Below are 22,809 nucleotides of genomic sequence, written 5' to 3' on the forward strand. Positions count from 1 at the left end.
CACGCACGTCGCTCGACCTGGAATCGGCCGGATAGTGTGACGCGATCCGGTGCTTCCGGCCGTCAGGTCGTGCACTGCTGGAGCGAAGGAACGAGCGCCCTGCCGGGGGAGGGCGCCTCGCGTGGCACCGACGGAGGACGCAGGCAACCGTGGACGCGCACAGTCGTGGACGGGCGGACGATATCGACCCCGCCGACCAGTGGGTACTCAATCCGCACACCGGTAATTACGAATTGCGACTGGACGACTCCGCTGGGGCGTCGAGCGGCAGTTCCGCGCGTACGGCGACGGCCGAGGGAACCGGCCGCCGGGAGTCCCGGACCGGTTCGTCCCGCGAGGGCTCGGGTCGCCGTGCGGCCGGTTCTCGCGGGGCCGCCACGGACGGGACGCGCCGCGAGGTGCCGGGCCAGCGCAGCCGCCGCAGCTCCCAGGGGGGCCGTGGGGCCGCCGAGCCCCCCGCGTCCGGCCGCCGGAAGCGCAAGCCCCAGAAGTCGCGCAAGAAGAAGGCGCTGCTGTGGACGGGTGGCGTGACGGCGTTCATCGTGGTGGCCACCTCGATCGGCGCGTACGCCTTGTACCAGAAGTTCAACGGGAACATCGACTCCATCGACGTCGGCGACGCCGGAAGCAAGAACGTCGTCACCGACGGCCCGATGAACATCCTGATCATCGGGACCGACAAGCGCACCGGCAAGGGCAACGAGGGGTACGGCGACAAGGGCAGCGAGGGCCACGCCGACACCACCATCCTGTTCCACGTCTCCGAGGACCGGACCAACGCGACGGCGATGAGCATCCCGCGCGACCTGATGACCGAGATTCCCGAGTGCGAGGGGAAGGACGCGGACGGCGCCGAGGTCACCATCCCCGGCACCCCGAACGAGCGCTTCAACACGAGCCTCGGCCAGGCCGGCCGTAACCCCGGCTGCACGATGAAGACGGTCGAGAACATCACCGGCCTCAAGCCCGACCACTTCATGATGGTCGACTTCAACGCGGTCAAGGAGCTGACCACCGCGGTCGGCGGCGTCGAGGTCTGCATGGCCAAGCCGGTCGACGACCCGAAGTCCCATCTGAAGCTGCCGCAGGGCAAGTCGGAGGTTCAGGGCGAGCAGGCGCTGGCCCTCCTGCGTACCCGGCACAGCTTCGGCAACGAGAGCGACCTCGACCGGATCAAGGTGCAGCAGCAGTTCCTCGCCTCGATGATCCGCGAGATGAAGTCGAGCGACACCCTGACCAACCCGAAGAAGCTCTACAAGCTGGCCGACGCCGCCACCAACGCGCTGACCGTCGACTCGGCCATCGCCGACGCGCAGAAGCTGATGACGCTCGCCCAGGAGATCTCCAAGGTCGACACGAAGAACATCACCTTCCTCACGATGCCGGTGGTGGACAACCCGGCCGAGCCGACGCCCGTCACCGTGGTCGTGGACCCGGTCAAGGGCGAGCAGCTCTTCGCGATGATGCGCTCCGACACCTCGCTGACCGAGGTGAAGAAGAAGGAGAAGGACGCCAAGAGCAAGCAGGCGGCCCTGCTCAAGGGGCCGAAGGCCGATCCCGCCGACGTACGGGTCGACGTCCTCAACGGCGGCGAGATCCCCGGTGCGGCCGGTTCGACCGTCACCTGGCTGCAGAACGAGCAGGGGGTGCTGAAGTCCACCAACAAGGCCAACGCACCCGAGAAGATCAAGAAGACGACACTGGAGTACGCGCCCAACCAGGCCGATCAGGCCCGGGCGCTCGCCGAGATGATGGGGCTTCCCGCAACGGCCATGAAGCAGGGCACCGCCGACGCCGAAGGGCTGGAGGCGATGGTGCTCACGCTGGGGGCGGACTTCAAGGGCGCGGGCCAGCTCATCACCGGACCGGCGAAGGCTCCGGAGGGCGTCGAGCAGTCGAGCGCCGACAAGGCGGTATGCGCCAAGTGACACCGGGTCACCGCGCCACAGCGGAAATCTGAACAGCATGGGGGGTCCGGTGGGACGGAGCAGCATGCCCGGGGAGGAGACGCGATCACGCGTCCGCCGCGGCGATCGGCTCGGCGGGGAGGAAGCCCGGGGTGACGCCCGGGACGCGGAGGGCGGTGACGCGTCCGGGAGCGGTGAGCGCGGCCGCCGGGCCGAGGACCACCGGCGCGGCGCATCGGCCGGCGGGCGGGGCCGCAGCGTCCGCCGCGCGCCCAAGAGCGGCAGGCGGCGCGTCCTGCGCTGGAGCGCCTCCGTGCTCGCCGTGGTCATACTCGGCACCGGCGGCGCCGGTTATCTCTACTACGAGCACCTCAACGGCAACATCAAGAAAGAGGATCTGACCCTCGGCGACAAGCAGATGGCCGATCACAAGGCCAACGCCGCCGGGCAGACCCCGCTCAACATCCTGCTCATCGGTTCCGACGCCCGGGACTCCAAGGCCAACCAGAAGCTGGGCGGCGCGAAGGAGACCTTCGGCGGGACACCGCTCGCCGATGTGCAGATGCTGCTCCATCTCTCCGCGGACCGCAGCAACCTCTCCGTCATCAGCATGCCGCGCGACACCATGCTGAAGATGCCCAAGTGCACGGCCCCGGACGGCGAGGTCTTCCCGGCCAGCACCCGCGACGTACAGACCAACGAGAGCCTGGGGCGCGGCGGTCCGGGGTGCACGGTGGCCACCTGGTACGAGCTGACCGGCATCCGGATCGACCACTTCATGATGATCGACTTCGCCGGTGTGGTGTCGATGGCCGACGCCATCGGCGGTGTCCCGGTCTGTGTCGACGCCAACATCCACTCGCGCAGCGCCGACGGCAAGGGCTCCGGGCTGAAGCTGGAGAAGGGCACCACGTCCATCAAGGGCGAGCAGGCCCTCCAGTGGCTGCGCACCCGGTACGGCTTCGAGGACAACACCGACCTGGGGCGGGCCAAGGCCCAGCACCAGTACATGAACTCGATGGTGCGTGAGCTGCGCAAGGGCACCAAGCTCACCGACCCGGCGAAGCTGATGAACCTCGCCGAGGCCGCCACCGACGCTCTCACGGTCGACAAGGGGCTGGACACGGTCAAGAAGCTCTACGACCTGGCCGAGGAGTTCAAGAAGGTCCCGACGAAGCGCATCACGATGTCGACCATGCCGAACGTGTACGGCACCGGCGTCAACAGCGGCCGGGTGTACCCGAAGGCGGGCGACGCCGAGCAGCTGTTCCGGATGGTGCGGGACGACGTACCGCTGGACGGCAAGGCCTCCAGGCGGAAGAAGCCGGAGGAGCCCAAGGACCCGTCCGCGCCGGTCGGCGAGATCGCCGTCTCCGTACGGAACGGGACCGCGACCGACGCGCTCGGACCGGCGTCGGGGCGGGCCGGCGAGGTGGCGGACCGGCTGAAGGACGCGGGATTCGGGCGGACCGGTGTCGACTCGAACAACGTGACCGGGGTGGCGCGCACGGCGATCCTGTATCCGAGCGCGGATCTGGAGGGCGACGCCCAGGCGGTCGCCAAGGCGCTCGGGGTTCCGCTGGCGCAGGTGAAGCGGTCCACCGATGTGTCGGGTATCGCGCTCGCGGTGGGCGCGGACTGGCGCGAGGACGGGGCCTACCCGGTGTCCAAGGGCACGGAGAAGACCCCGGATTCGGCGGGCGCCCTCAACGGGGACGACGAGAAGGCCTGCATGAAGGTCAACCCGAACTACACCTGGTGACGCCGTAACGGCACGCACACGCGACGAAGGGCCCCGACGCCGAGCGTCGGGGCCCTTCCGTCTGCCTGAAGTGGTCCGGCATCTGCCTGAAGTGGTCCGGCTCAGACGGTCTCGCTGCTGCCGGTCATCGCCGGGCGGCGGCTCGCGATGACCCGCTTGGCCAGGGAACGGGGGCTGGTGAGGAAGCCGAAGCCCCAGCACATGTGCATGGTCGCCAGCGCCACCGGGATCTGGGCGCGGGCCTTCAGCGAGAGGCCCTTGCCCGCGGGCAGCGATCCGGCGACGATCGCGGCGAGGTAGCCGCCGGGGACGACCAGCGCCCACGGGGTGACGGCCGCGCCGAGGACCAGGCCCGCCGCGATGGCGACGACGGCGGTCGGCGGGGCCAGGTAGCGGAGGTTGATCGAGCCGGCGTGGTAGCGGGCGACGACGTGGCGCCAGCGGCCGTAGTCCTTGTACTGCTTGGCGAGCGCCTTCACCGTGGGGCGCGGGCGGTACTGGACCTTCAGCTCGGGCGAGAACCAGATCAGCCCGCCGGCCTCGCGGATGCGGAAGTTCAGCTCCCAGTCCTGGGCGCGGATGAACTCGACGTTGTAGCCGTCCGCCCGCTCCAGGGCCTCGCGGCGGAAGACGCCGAGGTAGACGGTCTCGGCCGGGCCCGCCTGGCCGCCGGTGTGGAAGGCCGCGTTGCCGACGCCGATCTTCGAGGTCATCGCGGCGGCGACGGCGTCCTCCCAGGCGTTCTCGCCCTCGGCGTGCATGATGCCGCCGACGTTCTGCGCGCCGGTCTCCTCCAGGAGGCGGACGGCGGTCGCGATGTAGTTCGGCGAGAGCATGCCGTGGCCGTCGACCCGGACGACGACCGGGTGGCGGGAGGCCTTGATCGCCGCGTTGAGGGCGGCGGGGGTGCGACCGGTGGGGTTGGGCACCGTGTGGACGCGGGGGTCCTCGGCGACCAGCTCGGCGGCGATCTCGTCCGTCCGGTCGGCGGAGGGGCCGAGCGCGATCACGACCTCCATCTCACCGGGGTACTCCTGCTCCAGGATGTGCCGGACCGAGTTCCTGAGATGGCGTTCCTCGTTGAGCACCGGCATGATCACGGAGACGGCGGGGTACTGCGCGGCAGACATGTGGTCCTCGGGGGGTCCTCGGGGGCGCCGGGGGGGGTTCCGCGCCGCGGGCGGCGGGCACCCCGGGAGGCGGCGGTATTCGGCCGCCACGTTACCTCGAACGGGGGACGCCGGTGCGCGCCGCCGGGTCGCGGGCGGGGACGGAGATCGTATGGGCCTACCGTGCGATGGTCCCCTTGCACCGCAGAGGTGTCTCCCTTGCACCCCGGAGGTGTCTCCCCCCGTGCCCCCACCGCAGCGACCGCAACGCCCCCCGCAGCGCCCGCCGCACCCCCGCACCACTCCCCCGCGGCGCCGTCCGCCGCAGGGCACCCGGCCGGTCCGGCCCCGGAAGCAGGACGAGCGGCCGCGCTGGGGCATGCGGGTGGCCACCGGTCTCTCGGTGCTGGTGCTGGGGGCGGGTGGGATCGGTCACGCCGTGGTGAGCAGCCTGGAGGGCGGGATCGGCCGGGTCGATCCGTTCCAGAACATGAAGAACCGCCCCGAGGGGGGCCACGGCACGAATCTGCTGCTCGTCGGCACGGACGGCCGGGACACGATCACCAAGGCCGAGAAGCAGAAGTACAAGCTCGGCGGCGCGCCCTGCCACTGCACCGACACGATCATGCTGGTCCATCTGTCGGCCGACCGGCAGCGGGCGAGCGTGGTCAGCCTCCCCCGGGACAGTTACGCCGAGATGCCCGCCCACACCGACCGCACCACGGGCAAGCACCACGCGAGCCACCCGGTGAAGCTGAACGCCGCGTACGCGGAGGGCGGGCCCACGCTGACCGTGCGGACCGTCGAGAACATGACCAAGATCAAGATCGACCACTATCTGGAGGTCGACTTCACCAGCTTCATGAAGACGGTCGACGCGGTGGGCGGGGTGAAGATCTGCACGGCGCGGCCGATGAAGGACTCGTACACCGGGCTGAACCTCCCCGCGGGCACGCATGAGCTGGACGGCGGGCAGGCGCTCCAGTACGTCCGCTCGCGCCATGTGGACGTGGCCTCCGACCTGGGCCGGATGGAGCGCCAGCAGAAGTTCATGGCGGCGCTGATCAAGCAGGCGACGAGCAGCGGGGTGCTGCTGAACCCGGTGAAGTTCCAGCAGGTCTCCGGGTCGGTGCTCGGTTCGGTCCGGGCCGACAAGGGCTTCGGTACGGAGCAGATGCTGGCGCTCGGCAAGGCGATGAAGGACTTCGGTCCCGCCTCGTCGGAGTTCGCGTCCGTGCCCATCGGCAACCCCAGCTTCCCGGTCAAGGGCATCGGCTCGACGGTGCAGTGGGACGCGGGGAAGGCGAAGAAGCTGTTCCAGGCCCTGCGTGAGGACAAGCCGCTGGCCCCGGCGAAGCCGAAGCCTGCGGCGGGGCCGCAGCAGCCGCCCGCGAAGCTGGTCGACGTGGCGCCGAAGGACGTGAAGGTGCAGGTCTACAACGGGACCCCGAAGGACGGCCTCGGCCGGACCGTGGACGAGGCACTGCGCGCGACCGGCTTCACCACGACCGAGGCCCCGCTCAACGGGGAGGTGCGGGAGCTGAAGCGGACGCTCGTGGAGTACGACCCGCGCTGGGACCGGTCGGCGAAGTCCCTGGCCACGGCGCTGCCCGGGAGCGAGCTGAAGGCGGTGAAGGGCCAGGGCCCGCAGATGAAGGTGACGGTGGGCGCGGACTTCACGAAGGTGCAGCGGGTGAAGGCGGAGATCCGTCAGACGGGCGAGTTCTCCACGGTGACGGGCGACGAGGTGGTGTGCCCGTAGGGCGGTGCGCGTGCGGGCGGCGCGCGTGCGGGCGGTGGACGGCGCGCGTGCGGGCGGTGCGCGTGCGGGCGGGCGGTGCGCGTGCGGGCGGGCGGTGCGCGTGCGGGCGGTGGCCCTGTGGGTGCTGTGGGGCACCGCCCGTACGCGTGACTAGTCGTCGATGCCCTCGGCGGCGCGCTTCTCGCGCAGTTCCTTGATCGCGCGGCGGCGGGCGAGCCGGTGGGTGCGCCGGATCTGCGCCTCCTGGTAGCGCCGGTTGTCGCGCTCGGTCTCGGGCATCACCGGCGGCACGCGGCGCGGCTTGCCGTCCCCGTCGACGGCGGCGAAGACCAGATAGGCGCTGCCGACCTGCTGGGCGGGGGTGGACTCGTTCCAGCGTTCGGCCATGACCCGGACGCCGACCTCCATGGAGGACCGGCCGGTCCAGTTGACCTGGGCCTTCACATGGACGAGGTCACCGACGCGGACGGGCTCCAGGAAGACCATCTCGTCCATCGACGCGGTCACGGCGGGCCCTCCGGAGTGCCGGCCGGCCACCGCACCCGCGGCGTCGTCGACCAGTTTCATGATCACGCCACCGTGCACCGTGCCGAGGAGGTTGGTGTCGCTGCCGGTCATGATGTGGCTGAGCGTGGTCCGGGATGCCGCGGTCGGCTTGCCCGGAATCTCGCTATCCGCACGGTTGGCCGGATCTGTTACGCCGGTGGCCTGATCTGTCATACCGTCCACCTTATGCGGGGTCCGCGATCCCGCAGAATGCATCAGGTTCGCAACAGCCCTGGTGCAATTTCCCTTACACCCTGTAATTGCTGTGGGCTGGGGCGGCACACTGATCGGATGAACGATTGGCCCGATCGACGGACCGGTGACCGCAGCGAGCACTACGGGCGGGGCAGCGACAGCCCCCAGCCCGAGGGCGCCCGGTCGATGCCGCACATCCAGCGCCGCCCGGCCCGGCCCCGCACCCCGCAGCGGCCGCAGGTACCGCCGCAGAGCCAGGGGTACGACGACCGCTACCAGGACAGCGGGTACCAGGACGGCGGCTACGGCAACAGCCCCGAGCCCGGCTACGACAGCGGCTACAACACGGGCCAGGTCTACGGATCGGGCAGCGGCGGCTCCGACGGCCGGGGCGGCGGTGGCCGGCGCGGCGGCGGTGACGGAGGTTACGTCCAGGGCCGCCCGGCCCCGGACTGGCGCCGCCGGATCAAGCTCGGCGCGCTGACCCTGGTGGTCGTGGTGCTCGCGGTCTCGATCTCGACGTACTTCTGGGCCGACTCGAAGCTGAAGCGCGAGGTGGACCTCTCCAAGGTCATCGAGCGGCCGGAGTCCGGCGACGGTACGAACTACCTGATCGTCGGGTCCGACAGCCGCGAGGGCATGTCGGCCGAGGAGAAGAAGCGGCTGCGCACGGGGTCCGCCGAGGGCAAGCGCACCGACTCGATGATGATCCTGCACGACGGCTCGAACGGCCCGACGCTGATCTCGCTGCCGCGCGACTCGAACGTCGAGATCCCGACGTTCGTGGGGTCCGAGTCCGGGAAGAAGTTCCCGGGCACCGGCCGGCAGGTGAAGCTGAACGCGGCTTACGCCGAGGACGGCCCCGAACTCCTCGTCCGTACGGTCGAGTTCAACACGGGCCTGCACATCGACCACTACGTCGAGATCGGCTTCGGCGGCTTCGCGAAGATCGTGGACGCGATCGGCGGGGTCGAGATGGACATCCCGAAGGCGTTCAAGGACAAGAAGTCCGGGGCCGACTTCCAGGCGGGCAAGCAGACGCTGAACGGCGAGCAGTCCCTCGCCTTCGTCCGGACCCGTTACGCGTTCGCGGGCAGCGACCTGGACCGTACGAAGAACCAGCAGAAGTTCCTCGCGGCGCTGGCGAGCCAGACGGCGACCCCGTCCACGATCATCAACCCGTTCAAGCTGTATCCGACGATGGGTGCGGGCCTGGACACGCTGATCGTGGACAAGGACATGTCTCTCTGGGCGCTGGGCAACATGTTCTTCGCGATGAAGGGCGTCACGGGCGGCGAGGGTACGTCGATGAACATGCCGATCTCGGGCAGCGTCGGCGGCAACCTGGTCTGGGACAAGGCGAAGGTGAAGCAGCTGGTGCAGCAGCTCAACAACGACGAGAAGGTCACGGTCAAGGGCAACTGAGGCCGTTCACCCAGCCGTTGGGGGCGCCGGGCGATTGCCGCCCGGCGCCCTTTCGCCGTCCGTGGGCGCCGCTGCGTGCTACGTGCCGTGGGTGATGTTCCCGTGCTCGTCCATGAGGGGGTGGATCTGGGACGGGCCGTACTGGTCGACGTCGGACGGGCGTGACTTCTCCGGCCCGTCGGGCCCGATGCGCATCATGCGCTCCACCCGGACGACCTCGAACCGCTTTCCGCGCACGATGAGTTCGTTGGCCCGGCGGCGTCCCATGAACTTCTTCGCGGCCCGCTCGTTGACCGCCGCCTCCTTCGCGTCCACCTTCATCCACGAGGGCACCTCCGGCATGCCAGGGAGGTCCGGCAGCTCGGGAAAGGGCCGGGTGAGGTGGTCGACGAGGGCGCGCCGGGCGCCCTGCGGGGTCGAGTACTGCCCGGTCACCATCGACCAGGACATCTCCTTGCGCTGCACCACCCGGAACGTCGTCGGGAGGAGCACGACCCCCGGGTGGGTGGTCAACGCCCTTTGGGAATCGGCCCGTACGTCGGCGGGGAAGCGGTCCGCGGTGTAGGAGAGCTGGAGCAGCCCGGCCCGGCCGATCCCCTCGCTCAGCCCGACGGCGGCCGCGTGGTCGACCACGAAGCCGTCGGTGCGGCAGGGTTCGGTGGCGTCCAGGTCCCAGCCGTCGTCGTCCGGGTCGGTGGCCCGGGGCGGCTCAAGGCGCCCGTCGCCGATCCGGGCGAACTCGTCGGCGCGCACGACCCGGTAGCGCACACCGCACGCCGACACCTCGTCGGTCTTCTCGGTCTCCAGCCGCGCCACGGCCGCCAGCAGCGACCGCCGCTCCGCCCGGTCCTCGGTCTCGTCCCTCGCCTTGAACCAGAGGTGCGAATTCAGCTCGTCCCGGACCATCTGCGGGAACCCGGTGTCGAGTTCACCCATCAGCCGCCAGCGCGGCCGGTCCCCGCGCCGCTGCTCGGCGAGCCCGAACAGCGGCCCGCGAACGACGATGTTCGGATACCTGCGGACCGAGGCGAACGCATCCGCCTCGGTGACCTCGAAGACCGGGTCGTCGCGGTGGGTGACGTTGATCGTGAGGTGATCCGGCGACTTCCCCGAGTGATCGTCCATGTACTCAGTGTGCCGAAGGGGGTTGCCGGTGTCAGGGTTTCCGGGGTTTCCGAGGCAAAGGCGGGTGCCTCAGCTGCCGGAGGCGTACGGGAGGAAGTCGGCCCACGCAGCGGGGGTGAAGCCGAGCGGCGGTTGGGCGAGGTCCTTGGAGTCGCGGACGTGCACGGTGTTGCGAGCGGCGGCGACCTCGACGCATTCGGGGCCGTCATTACTGCTGTAGCTGCTCTTGAACCACTCCAGAGCGGAGGTGTCACCGCTCGGGGTCATGCGCGTCATGTCTCTCCCAGCACTTTCTCGATGAAGGCCGTCGATTCCCGTGGGCTGAGACCCTGAGCCCGGACGAGACCGAGCCGTTGCTCCAGGATCCGAATCTCTTTGGGGTCGAACGTCAGGCGGTTGAACAACTGCCCCTCCCAGTGTCCCACCGCAGTACCGTCCTTGAACTTGAGGAGCTGAAGCTGACCGCCCATGCCCGCATGGTCCTCACGGTCGGTCGGCATCACCTGGATCTCGACATTCCGTAACTGTCCGATCTCCAGCAGGTGTTCGAGCTGACGTCGCAGGACGGCGCGCCCGCCGAGGGGCCGCCGGATCGTCACCTCCTCCTGGACGAAGGTGAGCATGGTCAGGGGCTTTCGCTGGAAGATCTCCTGACGTGCCATGCGCGCGGCGACGTACCGTTCAATCTCGTCGGCACCGAAGGCCGGCCGCCGCATCTCGTAGAGCGCGCGGGCGTATTCGGCGGTCTGGAGCAGCCCGTGGACGTTGTGATTTCCGTACGCGCCGAGCTCAACCGCTTCCCGCTCCAGCTTGGCGAGATCCTTCACCTTCTTCGGGTACCGGGCCTCCGCCACGTCCTTCTTCATCGCGGAGATCTTGCCGCCCGCCCCGACGGCCACGTCCGTCGCGTCCAGGAACTCCGGTTTGGGGATGCGCCGTCCGCCCTCGACCTTGTAGACGAGGTCCTCGCCGTACCCGATCATCGAGCCCAGTTCGGCGGCGCGCAGCCCGGCGGCCTCCCGCCAGAGTCTGATCTGCCGCCCCACGGTGGCGATCACCGCGCTGGAATCGTCAGCCGGATCGATGTCGAGGTCGAGATCGGGCTCAGGCTCGGGTACGGGTACGCCTTCGTCAGCAGCCATGGTGGGCAGCGTAGGGACGGCGGGGCGGGCCGAGGGGCGGATCGCCGCAAATCCACCCGAACTCGCTGCTCACACCGGGGCGTGACGCCTCACGACCCGGTACCGGCCCACCGGATCGTGGCCGACCGCGACGCGGTGGGGCACGACATCAACTACTAAAAGAACCAAGAGAAATAACCCAACCCCACCCCACCTGATCCCGGTGGTCAGCTGCGGGGAAGGCCGGTCACTCACACGGGTGAGATTCACGAACTGAGCTGGATTTTGGCCGGGTTGGCAGGCATATGCTCACGCTGACCCAACACCCAGACATGAGACGGCCCCCGCCGGGACGGCAATCCCGAGCGAGGACCTGACCACCAAGGAAGAAACAGCTTCCCGATGGATACCCAGCACGATATCGCCCTGACCCATGCCCTGGCCGCAATTCCCGGGCCCGTCCCGCCCTCCGGCGTCCTTCACGCCGTGATCCCGCACACGAGCCGGTTCACGGTCGTCGGCAACCACCTCGCCCAGCACGCCGAGCTGTCCCTCGTCGCGATCGGGATCGGCGTCCACATCCAGTCGCTGCCGGCCGGGTCCAAGGTCGGCATCAAGGCGCTCGCGGCCCGCTTCCCCGAGGGCGAGGTGAAGATCGCCTGCGCCCTCCGCGAGTTGGAGGCCCACGGCTACCTGCACCGGACCCGCGTGAGGCTACCGAAGGGCAGGGTGGCCACCCGCACGGTGTTCTGCAACCAGCCGGGGGCGGTGCTGCGGGGCGGCGGGGTGGTACCCGTGGTGAGCCCTGCGGTGCGCAGCACCGGGCCCGCGCTCGCTCCCGTACGGGAACACCTCCGCGTACCGGAGCCGGTGCCGGTGGCGGTGCCGGAGCCCACCGCCGTACCGGAGCCCGTCCCCGTACCGGAAGCACCGCACGCCCCGGTCCGCTTACCGTTGCGAACCGCGCCCACCCAGCCGCGTAGGCCGCTCCCCCACCCCCAGGCGCTCACCCCGGAGCTGCGGCAGGCCGCAGCCGCGCTCCTCGCCGATCTGCGGCGTCACGCGGGGGAGCTGGTGCTCTCGGAGGACGCCGTCGAGGAGCTGGTGCCCGGGGTGGCCGCCTGGCTCGAACGCGACGCGACCACCGACACGATCCGGCGCACCCTCGCGGCCGATCTCCCGCAGCCGCTGAAGCACCCGGCGAGGCTCCTCAGGCACCGCCTCACGGCCCTCCTGCCACCCCCGCTCCCCGGCATCCACGACCTGGCGCCACCGCGCCGTGCGCCGGTCACCCCGTTCCAGACCTGCGACGGCTGCGAACGGGCCTTCCGCTCCCACGACCCGGGCCACTGCCGCGACTGCCGGGCCCGGTACGGGGAGGCGGCCTAGTGGGCAGGGCACGGTCAGCCGACGCAGCCGTACCGCTCGGCGAGCCTGGTGGCCACTTCCCGCATCACGGTCGCGTTGTTGGGCAGCGCAGTGTCCGGCCCTGCCGGACCAGATGTGGCGCTCGGCGTGGTCGAACGGGGTGGTCAGGGCGGCCCCTGCGGTCGCCTCGGTCACAGCGTGGTCCCCTTCGGTTCGAGTTCGGCGAAGTCCTCGTGCAGGGCGTCGAGATGGCGGCCGGTCGGTGCGCCGGCCGCGTCCAGCTCCGCCAGCCGCCAGCCGGGCAGTTTCGCCTCGACCTCGGCGGGGAGCGAGCCGTCCGCCGGGTCCGCGAGGGCGTAGAGCACGCCGAACGCGGTCTCCCTGGCGACCTCGCGGGCCAGCGCGCCGAGGTCCTCGGGGGTGAGCCCGGCCGCGAGGGCGCGATCGACGGCGTCGGCCGCCGCCCCGTCGGCGCGGTAGGCGTCCACCCACTGCGGGGCGGCCGTGGCCCAGGCGTCGACGTCCTGCCACACCGTCCGCAGCAGGCGGTAGCGGGCGAGCTGCGGCAGTCCCTCCTCGGCCTCGGACTCCGCCCAGTCCCGGGCGTCGGCGTCCGCCCCCAGGGCGCTGAAGAGGGCGGTTAGCCTGTCGAGTTCGGTCGCTTCGGTCATGGGGAGGGAGGCTACCGGCCGGGAGCGGGACAACGGTCGGCGTGGTTCGGGGGCCTGGGACCGATGAGTTTCCGCCTGGCACGCGGTCAGTACATCCGTAAGAGTGAGAAGCGACGCCGGGCGCCGAACGAGACCCGCCACGACACGCCCAGGAGACCTGATGCGCACCCTGATCAGCACCGCCTTCGTTTCGCTCGACGGTGTCATGGAGGCGCCGGGCGGGGAGCCCGGCTACCGGAACTCGGGGTGGACGTTCAAGGACATCGAGTTCCTGCCGGAGGCGTACGAGCTCAAGGCCCGGGAGCAGGACGAGGCTGCGGCCCTGATGATGGGCAGGGCCAGCTACGAGGCGTTCAGCCCGGTGTGGCCGGGCATGGAGGAGTTCACCGGGTACAAGGCGATGCCGAAGTACATCGTCTCCACCAAGCTGACCGACGGTGGCCTGGTCTCCGACTGGGGCGAGACGACGATCCTGCGGTCGCTCGACGAGGTCGCCGCCCTCAAGGAGACCGAGGGCGGCCCGATCATCGTCCACGGCAGCACCGAGCTGAACCGGAACCTCGCGGACGCCGACCTGATCGACCGGTACCACCTGCTGGTCTTCCCGCTCCTGCTCGGCGCGGGCAAGCGCCTGTTCAGCGCGACGGACAAGGACCAGCAGAAGCTGAAGCTCGTCGAGCACGAGGCGTACGCGAACGGCATCCAGAAGAACGTCTTCGAGGTCGTCCGCTGACCCGTCGGGGCGGGACGGACCGTCAGCCGGCGCGTACCCCTCGTAGGACGGTCTCCGCCACCTCGGTGGGCAGGACACCGGTCGTGTCCACCACCTGAGCCTCCCGGCGGAGCCACGGCAGGGCCCGCTCGTAGTCGCTCAGGTGGTCCAGACGCCACTGCCGGGCCCCTGCGCCATCGGGCTTGGTGTCGGTCTCGATGCGGTCGACGAGGGTGTCCCGGTCGGTGTGGAGCAGGAAGTGGTGCACGGGGATACCGGCCCGGGTCAGGCCGTCGTGGACCTCCTGCCAGTACGCCTCGACCAGCACGGTCTGGGTCACCACCAGCGTGCCGCCCACATGGTCGAGCACCTGCCGCGCGGTCTCCACGACCAGGCCCCGCCAGGGCGGGAAGTCCTGGAAGTCCTTCTCCGGCGCTCCCAGAACGTGCCGGAGCATCCAGCCGACCGTCTCGGTGTCGAAGAGCCGGGAGTCCGGGAGGAGCGAGGTCACCTCCTTCGCGGTGGTGGTCTTGCCCGCACCGAAGGTTCCGTTCAGCCAGATGATCATCGGCCCACCCTAGGGGGTGACGGGAAGCGGGATCCGGTCAATCCGCCGGCGAACTCCGCGGGCATGCACCCGAGTTCAGCCGTACCGTGGGCTGTCCGAGGATGCTCGCGGCCGATGAGAATCCGCGCCGCGTGGTCCAAGCCGGCCGCGACCGGCCGGCCCGTCCGCGCGGGGACCGACGACGCGACGGCCCCCGGCGGAGCCGCCGGGGGCCGTACAAGAGACGCGCGCGAAGGGCCGTTACGGCAGGTTGCGCGCCATCACGATGCGCTGGACCTGGTTCGTGCCCTCGTAGATCTGGGTGATCTTGGCGTCGCGCATCATGCGCTCCACCGGGTAGTCCCGCGTGTAGCCGTAGCCGCCGAGCAGCTGGACGGCGTCCGTGGTGACCTCCATCGCGACGTCCGAGGCGAAGCACTTGGCCGCCGCACCCTGGAAGGTCAGGTCGGCGTCACCCCGCTCCGACTTGGCGGCGGCCGCGTACGTGAGCTGGCGGGCGGCCTCGATCTTCATCGCCATGTCCGCGAGCATGAACTGGATGCCCTGGAAATCCGCGATCGGCTTGCCGAACTGCTTGCGCTCCTGGACGTAGCCCTTGGCGTAGTCCAGCGCGCCCTGGGCGATGCCGAGGGCCTGGGCCGCGATCGTGATGCGGGTGTGGTCCAGGGTCTTCATCGCGGTGGCGAAGCCCGTGCCCTCCTCGCCGATCATGCGGTCCGCAGGGATGCGCACGTTGTCGAGGTAGACCTCGCGGGTCGGGGAGCCCTTGATGCCGAGCTTCTTCTCCGGGGCGCCGAAGGAGACGCCCTCGTCGGACTTCTCGACGACGAACGCCGAGATGCCCTTGGAGCGCTTGGTCGGGTCGGTGACCGCCATGACCGTGTAGTACTCGGAGACGCCCGCGTTGGTGATCCAGCGCTTCACGCCGTTGAGCACCCAGAAGTCGCCGTCGCGCACGGCCTTCGTCTTCATGCCCGCCGCGTCGGAGCCGGCGTCCGGCTCCGAGAGGGCGTACGAGAACATCGCGTCGCCCTTGGCGAGCGGGCCCAGGTACTTGGCCTTCAGCTCCTCGGAGCCCGAGAGGATCACCGGGAGCGAGCCGAGCTTGTTCACGGCCGGGATCAGGGAGGAGGAGGCGCAGACGCGGGCCACCTCCTCGATCACGATGACCGTGGCGAGCGCGTCCGCGCCGGCCCCGCCGTACTCCTCCGGGACGTGGACGGCGGCGAGGTCCGACGAGACCAGGGCGTCCAGCGCCTCCTGCGGGAAGCGGCTCTCCTCGTCGACCGCGGCGGCGAAGGGGGCGATCTTCGACTCGGCGAGCGCGCGGATCGTCTCGCGGAGCATGTCGTGCTCCTCGGCCGGACGGTACAGGTCGAAATCGGTCGAACCCGCCAAGACGCTCACTCCCCAGATGCTAACTACCGTTAAGTAACTCAATTTTAGTGCGCGGACCGCCCGGCGGCATACGTGACGAGCACGTGAGCTTGCCGACAGGGGTGGGGCATGGGGGAGGTACCGGGCATATCGAGCGGTGAATTCCGGCCTCCGGGTCCCCGACTATGCTCGGTCCGCACGTCCGTCCGTACCTTCCAGGAGCACCCCATGGCCCTCAGGATCACAGTGATCGGCACCGGCTATCTCGGCGCCACCCATGCCGCGGCCATGGCCGAGCTGGGCTTCGAGGTCCTGGGGCTCGACATCGTGCCGGAGAAGATCGAGCTGCTGTCCACCGGACGTGTGCCGATGTACGAGCCGGGGCTCGAAGAGATGCTTCAGCGGCATGTCGCGGGCATCGAGGGATCCAGCGGGCGGCTGCGCTTCACCACCTCCTGGGAGGAGGTCGCGGAGTTCGGCGACGTCCACTTCGTCTGTGTGAACACTCCGCAGAAGCACGGCGAGTACGCGTGCGACATGAGCTATGTGGACAGCGCCTTCGACGCGCTCGCCCCGCATCTGACCCGGCCCGCCCTGGTCGTCGGCAAGTCGACCGTCCCCGTGGGCTCCGCCGCCCGTCTCGCGGACCGGCTCTCCGAGCTGGCTCCCGTGGGGGACGGGGCCGAGCTGGCCTGGAACCCGGAGTTCCTCCGCGAGGGCTTCGCCGTGAAGGACACCCTCCACCCCGACCGGATCGTCGTGGGCGTCACGAGCGAGAACGCCGAGAAGCTGCTCCGCGAGGTGTACGCCGTACCGGTCGCCGAGGGCTCGCCGTTCGTCGTGACCGACTTCCCGACCGCCGAGCTGGTGAAGACCTCCGCCAACTCCTTCCTCGCCACCAAGATCTCCTTCATCAACGCGATGGCCGAGGTCTGCGAGGCCGCCGACGGGGACGTCGTGAAGCTCGCCGAGGCCATCGGGCACGACGACCGGATCGGTAAGAAGTTCCTGCGGGCCGGGATCGGCTTCGGCGGCGGCTGCCTGCCCAAGGACATCCGCGCCTTCATGGCGCGCGCCGGCGAGCTGGGCGCCGACCAGGCGCTCACCTTCCTCCGCGAGGTCGACTCCATCAACATGCGACGCCGCGGCCACATGGTGGAGCTCGCCCGCGAGGCCGTGGGCGGCGGCTCGTTCCTCGGCACCCGGGTGGCGGTGCTGGGCGCCACGTTCAAGCCCGACTCCGACGACGTACGCGACTCCCCCGCGCTCAACGTCGCCGGGCAGATCCACCTCCAGGGCGGCCAGGTGACCGTGTTCGACCCGAAGGGGATGGACAACGCCCGGCGGCTGTTCCCGACCCTCGGTTACGCGGACTCGGCGCTGGAGGCCGTGCGCGGCGCGGACGTGGTGCTGCACCTGACGGAGTGGCGCGAGTTCCGCGAGCTGGACCCGGGCGAGCTGGGCGAGGTGGCCTCCCGCCGGATCATCCTGGACGGGCGCAACGCCCTGGACAGCGCGGTGTGGCGCGAGGCGGGGTGGACGTACCGGGCGATGGGCCGTCCGAAGGCCTAGGACGTGACCGGCGGATCGTGACAGGGTCCGCGACGCCTGGCACTTCCCCGAGCTCTCGGCTTCGCTCGAGCAGGGGAGGCCCCATCCCTCGCCGCGTTGCCGGACACGCCCTGGCCCGTCCCGCCGGCTCGCCCCCGATATCCGTCCGACAGCGGCTCTGCGGCTTCGGCCCCGCTTCCGGCGGACAGGCTGAGCCCATGGACGACTCGCGCGACTGGATCAGCACCCCGCTCACCGCCGACCTCGTGCGCGGCGCGCTCGAACTGGAGCACACCGGGCGCGGCGGTCTCCTCCCCCACCGGCTGCCCGCCCGAGCCCGGTCCGGCGGCGACGAGCAGGTGGTGCAGGCGGAGTCGCAGCCCTCGGGGGTGCGCGTGGTCTTCCGTACCCGGGCCACCGCCGTGGAGCTGGACGTCCTGCGCACGGTGACGGTCCACCGGGGCCTCCCGCCCCTGCCGGACGGCGCGTACGACCTGTACGTCGACGGCGAGCCGGCCGGCCGGGCCTCGGCGAGCGGCGGCAACGTGCTGATGGTCGACCTGTCCGACGGGTCGCGGGAGCTGTTCCCCGGCAGCGTCGGGGCCGTGTCCTTCACGGGGCTGCCCGCGCGGGAGAAGACCGTCGAGATCTGGCTGCCGTACACGGAGACCACCGAGCTGATCGGGCTGCGCACCGACGCGACCGTGGCCGCCCCGGAGCCGGGCGGGCGGCCGGTCTGGCTGCATCACGGCAGTTCCATCAGCCAGGGCTCCTCGGCCGACAGCTCCGCCACCGCCTGGCCCGCCCTGGCCGCAGCGGCGGGAGGCGTGGAGCTGGTCAACCTCTCGCTGGCGGGCAGCGCGCTCCTCGACCCGTTCACCGCGTACGCCCTGCGGGACACCCCCGCCGACCTGATCAGCGTCAAGATCGGCATCAATCTCGTCAACCGCGACGCGATGGGGCTGAGCGACTTCGGCCCGGCCGTCCACGGATTCCTCGACACCGTCCGCGACGGGCATCCCACCGCGCCGCTGCTCGTCGTCTCGCCCATCCTCTGCCCCGCGCAGGAGGACACCCCGGGGCCCGCCGCCCCGGACGTCTCCGACGGGCGGGTGGCGTTCACGGCGCTGGGAGACCCGGCCGACGCGGCCCGCGGCAAGCTGACGCTGCGCGTCGTACGGGAGGAGCTGGCGAGGATCGTGGCGGAGCGGGCGGCGTCGGACCCGTACCTCTTCCACCTGGACGGCCTCACCCTGTACGGCGAGGCCGACCACGCCGAGCTGCCGCTGCCCGACCGGCTGCACCCGGACGCCGCCGCCCACCGTCGCATGGGCGAGCGCTTCGGGGCGTTCGCCTTCGGTCCGGGGGGTCCGTTCGCGGGGGCGGCTGAGCGCCCCTGAAGCCCCGCCCAGGTGTCTGGGACCGGCTCCGGGTGTCAGGCGGCTGAGGCCCGCTCCGCGCCCGGACCCGTCCGGCGTCGATCACCCGGGCCCCACGCACGCGGGCCGGCCGCTGGGTGGAGCGGGCGGCCGGCCCGTGGTGCCCGGCCGGAGCGGCCGGGGGCGTGAGGCGATCAGTTGCCGATGCCGGAGCTGCCCACGCCGGTGTTGCCGATGCCGGAGCTGCCGAGGCCCGAGTTGCCGTGGCCGTGGCTGCCGACGCCCGTGTTGCCGATACCGGCGTTGCCCCAGCCCCAGTTGCCGAGGCCGGCGTTGCCGATGCCGCCGTTGAAGCCGCCCGCGTTGCCCAGGCCCATGTTCTCGATGCCCGCGTTGCCGACGCCCTTGTTCCCGATGCCCGCGTTGCCCACACCGTCGGCGGCGGCCACGCCCGCGCCGCCGATGGCCAGTACGGCCGCGGCACCGAGCGCGGTCGTGATGCGGAGAAGATTCGTGCGCATCGTTGCGTACCTCCTGTTGGGGGGATTCCTGCCCGCTATCCCTAACACGAGGTTGCTTCGGATATGGGGATGATTGCCCGAATCTTCCGTGTCGTCGGCGAGGGTGCCCGGGTCAGCGCGTCGGCTGCCCGTCCAGCTCGGCGATCGTGGCGTGGGACGGGCCGCGCCCGCTCTGCTCGTCGCGGGCCACGGCTTCCGCGTCGCGCAGCACCCGTACGGCGTTCTGCCAGGTCAGCTTGGCGAGGTCACCCTCGGACCAGTTGCGTCGCAGCAGCTCGGCGATCAGGTTCGGGTAGCCGGAGACGTCCTCCAGGCCGCGCGGGGTGAACGCCGTGCCGTCGTAGTCGCCGCCGATGCCGATGTGGTCGATGCCCGCGACCGCGCGCATGTGGTCGAGGTGGTCCGCGATGGTGGCGACGGTGGCCTCGGGGCGCGGGTGGGCCGCCTCGAAGTCCTCGTGGATGCGCATCGCGACCGGGGTGGTGTCGAGGTGGTGCAGGCCGTGCTCGCGCATGTTGCGGTCGGCGGCCAGGGTCCAGGCGACGGCCTCGGGCAGCACGAACTTCGGGACGAAGGTCGCCATCGCGACGCCCCCGTTGGCCGGGAGGGCCGCCAGCACGTCGTCGGGGATGTTGCGCGGGTGATCGCAGACGGCGCGGGCCGAGGAGTGCGAGAAGATCACCGGCGCGGTGCTGGTGGCGAGCGCGTCGCGCATGACGCCGTCGGCGACGTGGCTGAGGTCGACGAGCATGCCGACGCGGTTCATCTCGCGGACGACCTCGTGGCCGAAGGCGGAGAGCCCGCCGAGGCGCGGCAGGTCGGTCGCGCTGTCGGCCCAGTCGATGTTGTCGTTGTGGGTGAGCGTCATGTAGCGGACACCCAGGTCGTACAGGGCGCGCAGGGTGCCCAGCGAGTTGTTGATGGAGTGGCCGCCCTCGGCGCCCATCAGGGAGGCGATCCGGCCCTCGGCGCGGGCCTTCTCCAGGTCGTCGGCGGTGAGCGCCCGGCGCAGATGCGTCGGGTAGCGGGCGATCAGCTCCCCGACGACGTCGATCTGTTCCAGGGTGGCGCTGACCGCCGCGTCGCCGGTCAGGTCGGTGCGGACGTACACGGACCAGAACTGGCCGCCTACCCCGCCGGCCCGCAGCCGGTTCAGGTCGGTGTGGAGCAGGCCGCGCTGGTCGGCGGCGATGTCCCGCGCGTCGAGGTCGTAGCCGACCTGTTCGCGCAGGGCCCAGGGGAGGTCGTTGTGACCGTCGACGACGGGGTGGGCGGCGAGGAGCTCGCGGGCGCGCTGCACGTAGTCCATCGGCCGGCCCCTACTTTCCGAAGCCGAAGGAGTCGGAGCCCTGGACCTTGGAGCGCAGGCGCTTGCCCTTCTCCGTGGCCTGGGCGTTCAGATCCTGCAGGAACTCGCCCATCCGCTCCTGGAGCGCCGGGTCGGAAGCGGCCAGGATGCGGGCGGCCAGCAGGCCCGCGTTGCGCGCTCCGCCGACGGAGACGGTGGCGACGGGGACACCCGCGGGCATCTGGACGATGGAGAGCAGGCTGTCCATGCCGTCCAGGTACTTCAGCGGCACCGGAACGCCGATGACCGGCAGCGGGGTGACCGAGGCCAGCATCCCGGGCAGGTGGGCGGCTCCGCCCGCGCCCGCGATGACCGCCTTCAGGCCGCGGCCCGCGGCCTCCTCGCCGTACGCGATCATCTCGCGCGGCATCCGGTGGGCGGAGACGACGTCGACCTCGTACGGGATCTCGAACTCGTCGAGCGCCTTGGCCGCCGCCTCCATGACGGGCCAGTCGGAGTCCGAGCCCATCACGATGCCGACGAGAGGGGCGACGGGGGATCCGGTGCCGGGGGAAGTCATTCGGTGATCGTTCCTCGCAGGTAGTCGGCCGCGTGCCGGGCGCGCTCCCGCACGTCCGCCAGATCGTCGCCGTAGGTGTTGACGTGTCCGACCTTGCGGCCGGGCTTCACGTCCTTGCCGTACATGTGGATCTTGAGCTGCGGGTCGCGGGCCATGCAGTGCAGGTAGCCCTGGTACATGTCCGGGTAGTCGCCGCCGAGGACGTTGCACATGACCGTCCAGGGCGCGCGGGGGCGCGGGTCGCCGAGCGGGAGGTCGAGGACCGCCCGGACGTGGTTGGCGAACTGCGAGGTGATCGCGCCGTCCTGGGTCCAGTGGCCGGAGTTGTGCGGGCGCATCGCCAGTTCGTTGACGAGAATGCGGCCGTCACGGGTCTCGAACAGCTCGACGGCGAGGTGTCCGACGACGTCCAGCTCGGCGGCGATGCGCAGCGCGAGCTGCTGGGCCTCGCCGGCCAGCTCCTCGGAGAGGTCCGGGGCGGGGGCGATCACCGTGTCGCAGACACCGTCGACCTGGATGGACTCGACGACCGGGTAGGCGACGGCCTGGCCGTGCGGCGAGCGGACGATGTTGGCCGCCAGCTCCCGGACGAAGTCGACCTTCTCCTCCGCGAGGACCGGGACCCCGGCGCGGAACGGGTCGGCGGCGTCCGCCTCGGAGCGGACCACCCACACGCCCTTGCCGTCGTACCCGCCGCGCACGGTCTTGAGGATGACGGGGAAGCCGCCGACCTCCTCGGCGAACGCGGCGGCGTCCGCCGGGTCGCTCACAATGCGGTTACGGGGGCAGGGGGCGCCGATCTCCGCGAGCCTGGCGCGCATCACCCCCTTGTCCTGGGCGTGGACCAGGGCATCGGGGCCGGGGCGCACGGGGATGCCGTCCGCCTCCAGGGCGCGCAGATGCTCGGTCGGCACATGCTCGTGATCGAAGGTGATCACGTCGCAGCCGCGCGCGAAGGCGCGCAGGGTGTCCAGGTCGCGATAGTCGCCGATGACGACCTCGCTCACCACCTGGGCCGCCGAGTCCTGGGGGGTGTCACTGAGCAGCTTGAATTTCAGGCCGAGGGGGATACCCGCCTCGTGGGTCATGCGGGCGAGCTGACCGCCGCCGACCATGCCGACTACCGGGAACGTCACGTGTCCAGGGTATCCGCCACGCCGGTGGTCCCCGGACGGCCGTAAGGATGGCCGCTCCTCCGCCGCCCTCGCGGACTCACGGGCGTCACACGGGTGGGCTGGTTAGCATGGCCGGGTTGACGGAACCGTCGACGCCATCGAACGGACGGACTGAGCGATCACCATGAGCGAACGGGGCGCACTGCGGGCCCGGCTTGATCTGCTGGCCCGGGAGGTCGCCAAGTTCGGCGCGGTCGGTGCGGTGGGACTGCTGGTCAACATCGCCGTCTTCAACCTGCTCCGGCACACCACCGACCTCCAGGTCGTCCGGGCGAGCGTGCTGGCCACCTTCGTCGCCATCCTCTGCAACTACGTGGGCTTCCGTTACTGGACCTACCGGGACCGCGACAAGACCGGCCGGACCCGCGAGCTGACGCTCTTCCTGCTGTTCAGCGCGGCGGGCGCGGTGATCGAGAACGGCGTTCTGTACCTGGCGACGTACGGCTTCGACTGGAACAGCCCGGTCCAGAGCAACATCTTCAAGATCCTGGGCATCGGGATCGCGACCCTCTTCCGCTTCTGGTCCTACCGGACGTGGGTCTTCAAGGCCCTCCCCGCCGAGCCCTCTCCCGCCGAGGAGGCCGCACGCCCTGCGGAGCGGTTTCTGGAACAGCGGCGGCCGACGGAGACGGTAGAGCCGGATCCCGTGCGGAACTGACCCGTCGCG

General features: G+C 70.7%; 21 protein-coding genes. 9 read left to right on the top strand and 12 right to left on the bottom strand.

Annotated elements, in window-relative coordinates; all coding sequences use genetic code 11:
* Positions 1 to 149 precede the first annotated feature (149 nt).
* Both WQO_RS13045 and WQO_RS13050 read left to right on the top strand, forming a co-directional pair.
* Positions 150 to 1,928, top strand: a complete 1,779-nt coding sequence (locus tag WQO_RS13045) for an LCP family protein (RefSeq protein ID WP_382796714.1) — start codon at positions 150 to 152, stop codon at positions 1,926 to 1,928.
* Between the two features lie 37 nt (positions 1,929 to 1,965).
* Positions 1,966 to 3,669: an LCP family protein gene (locus WQO_RS13050; RefSeq protein WP_193407191.1), complete on the top strand. Its 1,704-nt coding sequence runs from the start codon at positions 1,966 to 1,968 to the stop codon at positions 3,667 to 3,669.
* A gap of 101 nt (positions 3,670 to 3,770) precedes the next feature.
* Here WQO_RS13050 and WQO_RS13055 read toward each other — a convergent pair whose 3' ends face one another.
* A complete protein-coding gene (locus tag WQO_RS13055) occupies positions 3,771 to 4,799 on the bottom strand; it encodes a glycosyltransferase family 2 protein (RefSeq protein ID WP_010059914.1) in 1,029 nt (342 codons plus the stop codon).
* Between the two features lie 151 nt (positions 4,800 to 4,950).
* Between WQO_RS13055 and WQO_RS13060 the strand changes: the two genes are divergently transcribed.
* Entirely contained in the window at positions 4,951 to 6,540 is a 1,590-nt protein-coding gene (locus WQO_RS13060; RefSeq protein ID WP_470433556.1) for an LCP family protein, read from the top strand.
* Between the two features lie 150 nt (positions 6,541 to 6,690).
* On the opposite strand, the gene WQO_RS13065 is transcribed toward WQO_RS13060, so the two are convergent.
* Positions 6,691 to 7,260, bottom strand: coding sequence for an acyl-CoA thioesterase (locus tag WQO_RS13065; protein ID WP_029182219.1), 570 nt, complete (start codon positions 7,258 to 7,260; stop codon positions 6,691 to 6,693).
* Positions 7,261 to 7,377: 117 nt separating this feature from the next.
* Between WQO_RS13065 and WQO_RS13070 the strand changes: the two genes are divergently transcribed.
* Complete coding sequence (locus WQO_RS13070) at positions 7,378 to 8,706, top strand: LCP family protein (protein WP_079055550.1); 1,329 nt, start codon at positions 7,378 to 7,380, stop codon at positions 8,704 to 8,706.
* A 78-nt stretch (positions 8,707 to 8,784) separates the two neighbouring features.
* Here WQO_RS13070 and WQO_RS13075 read toward each other — a convergent pair whose 3' ends face one another.
* The 3 genes from WQO_RS13075 to WQO_RS13085 form a co-directional block, all read right to left on the bottom strand.
* The gene (locus WQO_RS13075) at positions 8,785 to 9,831 is read right to left on the bottom strand and encodes a DUF5954 family protein (protein ID WP_010059910.1); all 1,047 of its coding nucleotides are present in this window, start codon (positions 9,829 to 9,831) and stop codon (positions 8,785 to 8,787) included.
* A gap of 69 nt (positions 9,832 to 9,900) precedes the next feature.
* The gene (locus tag WQO_RS13080) at positions 9,901 to 10,098 is read right to left on the bottom strand and encodes a DUF397 domain-containing protein (RefSeq protein ID WP_010059909.1); all 198 of its coding nucleotides are present in this window, start codon (positions 10,096 to 10,098) and stop codon (positions 9,901 to 9,903) included.
* A 5-nt stretch (positions 10,099 to 10,103) separates the two neighbouring features.
* Positions 10,104 to 10,973, bottom strand: coding sequence for a helix-turn-helix domain-containing protein (locus WQO_RS13085; protein ID WP_010059908.1), 870 nt, complete (start codon positions 10,971 to 10,973; stop codon positions 10,104 to 10,106).
* 381 nt (positions 10,974 to 11,354) lie between these two features.
* Here WQO_RS13085 and WQO_RS13090 point away from each other — a divergent pair, with 381 nt between their 5' ends.
* On the top strand, positions 11,355 to 12,341 hold the full coding sequence (locus tag WQO_RS13090; RefSeq protein ID WP_010059906.1) for a hypothetical protein: 987 nt from the start codon (positions 11,355 to 11,357) through the stop codon (positions 12,339 to 12,341).
* 170 nt (positions 12,342 to 12,511) lie between these two features.
* On the opposite strand, the gene WQO_RS13095 is transcribed toward WQO_RS13090, so the two are convergent.
* The gene (locus WQO_RS13095) at positions 12,512 to 12,991 is read right to left on the bottom strand and encodes a hypothetical protein (protein ID WP_010059904.1); all 480 of its coding nucleotides are present in this window, start codon (positions 12,989 to 12,991) and stop codon (positions 12,512 to 12,514) included.
* Between the two features lie 160 nt (positions 12,992 to 13,151).
* Between WQO_RS13095 and WQO_RS13100 the strand changes: the two genes are divergently transcribed.
* Positions 13,152 to 13,724 carry a dihydrofolate reductase family protein gene (locus WQO_RS13100; RefSeq protein WP_010059902.1) on the top strand — a complete coding sequence of 191 codons (573 nt, stop codon included), beginning with the start codon at positions 13,152 to 13,154 and terminating at the stop codon, positions 13,722 to 13,724.
* Positions 13,725 to 13,746: 22 nt separating this feature from the next.
* Here WQO_RS13100 and WQO_RS13105 read toward each other — a convergent pair whose 3' ends face one another.
* Positions 13,747 to 14,271 (bottom strand): P-loop nucleotide/nucleoside kinase family protein, encoded by a 525-nt coding sequence (locus tag WQO_RS13105; RefSeq protein WP_010059901.1) that lies wholly within the window; start codon positions 14,269 to 14,271, stop codon positions 13,747 to 13,749.
* A 240-nt stretch (positions 14,272 to 14,511) separates the two neighbouring features.
* Positions 14,512 to 15,669, bottom strand: coding sequence for an acyl-CoA dehydrogenase (locus WQO_RS13110; RefSeq protein ID WP_010059900.1), 1,158 nt, complete (start codon positions 15,667 to 15,669; stop codon positions 14,512 to 14,514).
* Positions 15,670 to 15,876: 207 nt separating this feature from the next.
* Here WQO_RS13110 and WQO_RS13115 point away from each other — a divergent pair, with 207 nt between their 5' ends.
* Together WQO_RS13115 and WQO_RS13120 are read left to right on the top strand one after the other, a co-directional pair.
* A complete protein-coding gene (locus tag WQO_RS13115; RefSeq protein ID WP_010059899.1) occupies positions 15,877 to 17,220 on the top strand; it encodes a UDP-glucose dehydrogenase family protein in 1,344 nt (447 codons plus the stop codon).
* Positions 17,221 to 17,417: 197 nt separating this feature from the next.
* Entirely contained in the window at positions 17,418 to 18,599 is a 1,182-nt protein-coding gene (locus WQO_RS13120; protein WP_010059898.1) for a GDSL-type esterase/lipase family protein, read from the top strand.
* A gap of 173 nt (positions 18,600 to 18,772) precedes the next feature.
* Here WQO_RS13120 and WQO_RS13125 read toward each other — a convergent pair whose 3' ends face one another.
* The 4 genes from WQO_RS13125 to WQO_RS13140 form a co-directional block, all read right to left on the bottom strand.
* Positions 18,773 to 19,099: a pentapeptide repeat-containing protein gene (locus WQO_RS13125; RefSeq protein ID WP_010059897.1), complete on the bottom strand. Its 327-nt coding sequence runs from the start codon at positions 19,097 to 19,099 to the stop codon at positions 18,773 to 18,775.
* Positions 19,100 to 19,211: 112 nt separating this feature from the next.
* Positions 19,212 to 20,408, bottom strand: coding sequence for a dipeptidase (locus WQO_RS13130; protein ID WP_010059895.1), 1,197 nt, complete (start codon positions 20,406 to 20,408; stop codon positions 19,212 to 19,214).
* Positions 20,409 to 20,418: 10 nt separating this feature from the next.
* Complete coding sequence (purE, locus tag WQO_RS13135; RefSeq protein WP_010059894.1) at positions 20,419 to 20,967, bottom strand: 5-(carboxyamino)imidazole ribonucleotide mutase; 549 nt, start codon at positions 20,965 to 20,967, stop codon at positions 20,419 to 20,421.
* On the bottom strand, positions 20,964 to 22,103 hold the full coding sequence (locus WQO_RS13140; RefSeq protein ID WP_073824111.1) for a 5-(carboxyamino)imidazole ribonucleotide synthase: 1,140 nt from the start codon (positions 22,101 to 22,103) through the stop codon (positions 20,964 to 20,966). The genes purE and WQO_RS13140 overlap by 4 nt, the downstream gene beginning before the upstream one ends.
* A 163-nt stretch (positions 22,104 to 22,266) precedes the next feature.
* Here WQO_RS13140 and WQO_RS13145 point away from each other — a divergent pair, with 163 nt between their 5' ends.
* Complete coding sequence (locus WQO_RS13145; protein ID WP_010059891.1) at positions 22,267 to 22,800, top strand: GtrA family protein; 534 nt, start codon at positions 22,267 to 22,269, stop codon at positions 22,798 to 22,800.
* Positions 22,801 to 22,809: the final 9 nt, after the last annotated feature.

Origin of the sequence: Streptomyces globisporus C-1027, from assembly GCF_000261345.2 — a bacterium.
Taxonomy (GTDB): domain Bacteria; phylum Actinomycetota; class Actinomycetes; order Streptomycetales; family Streptomycetaceae; genus Streptomyces; species Streptomyces pakalii.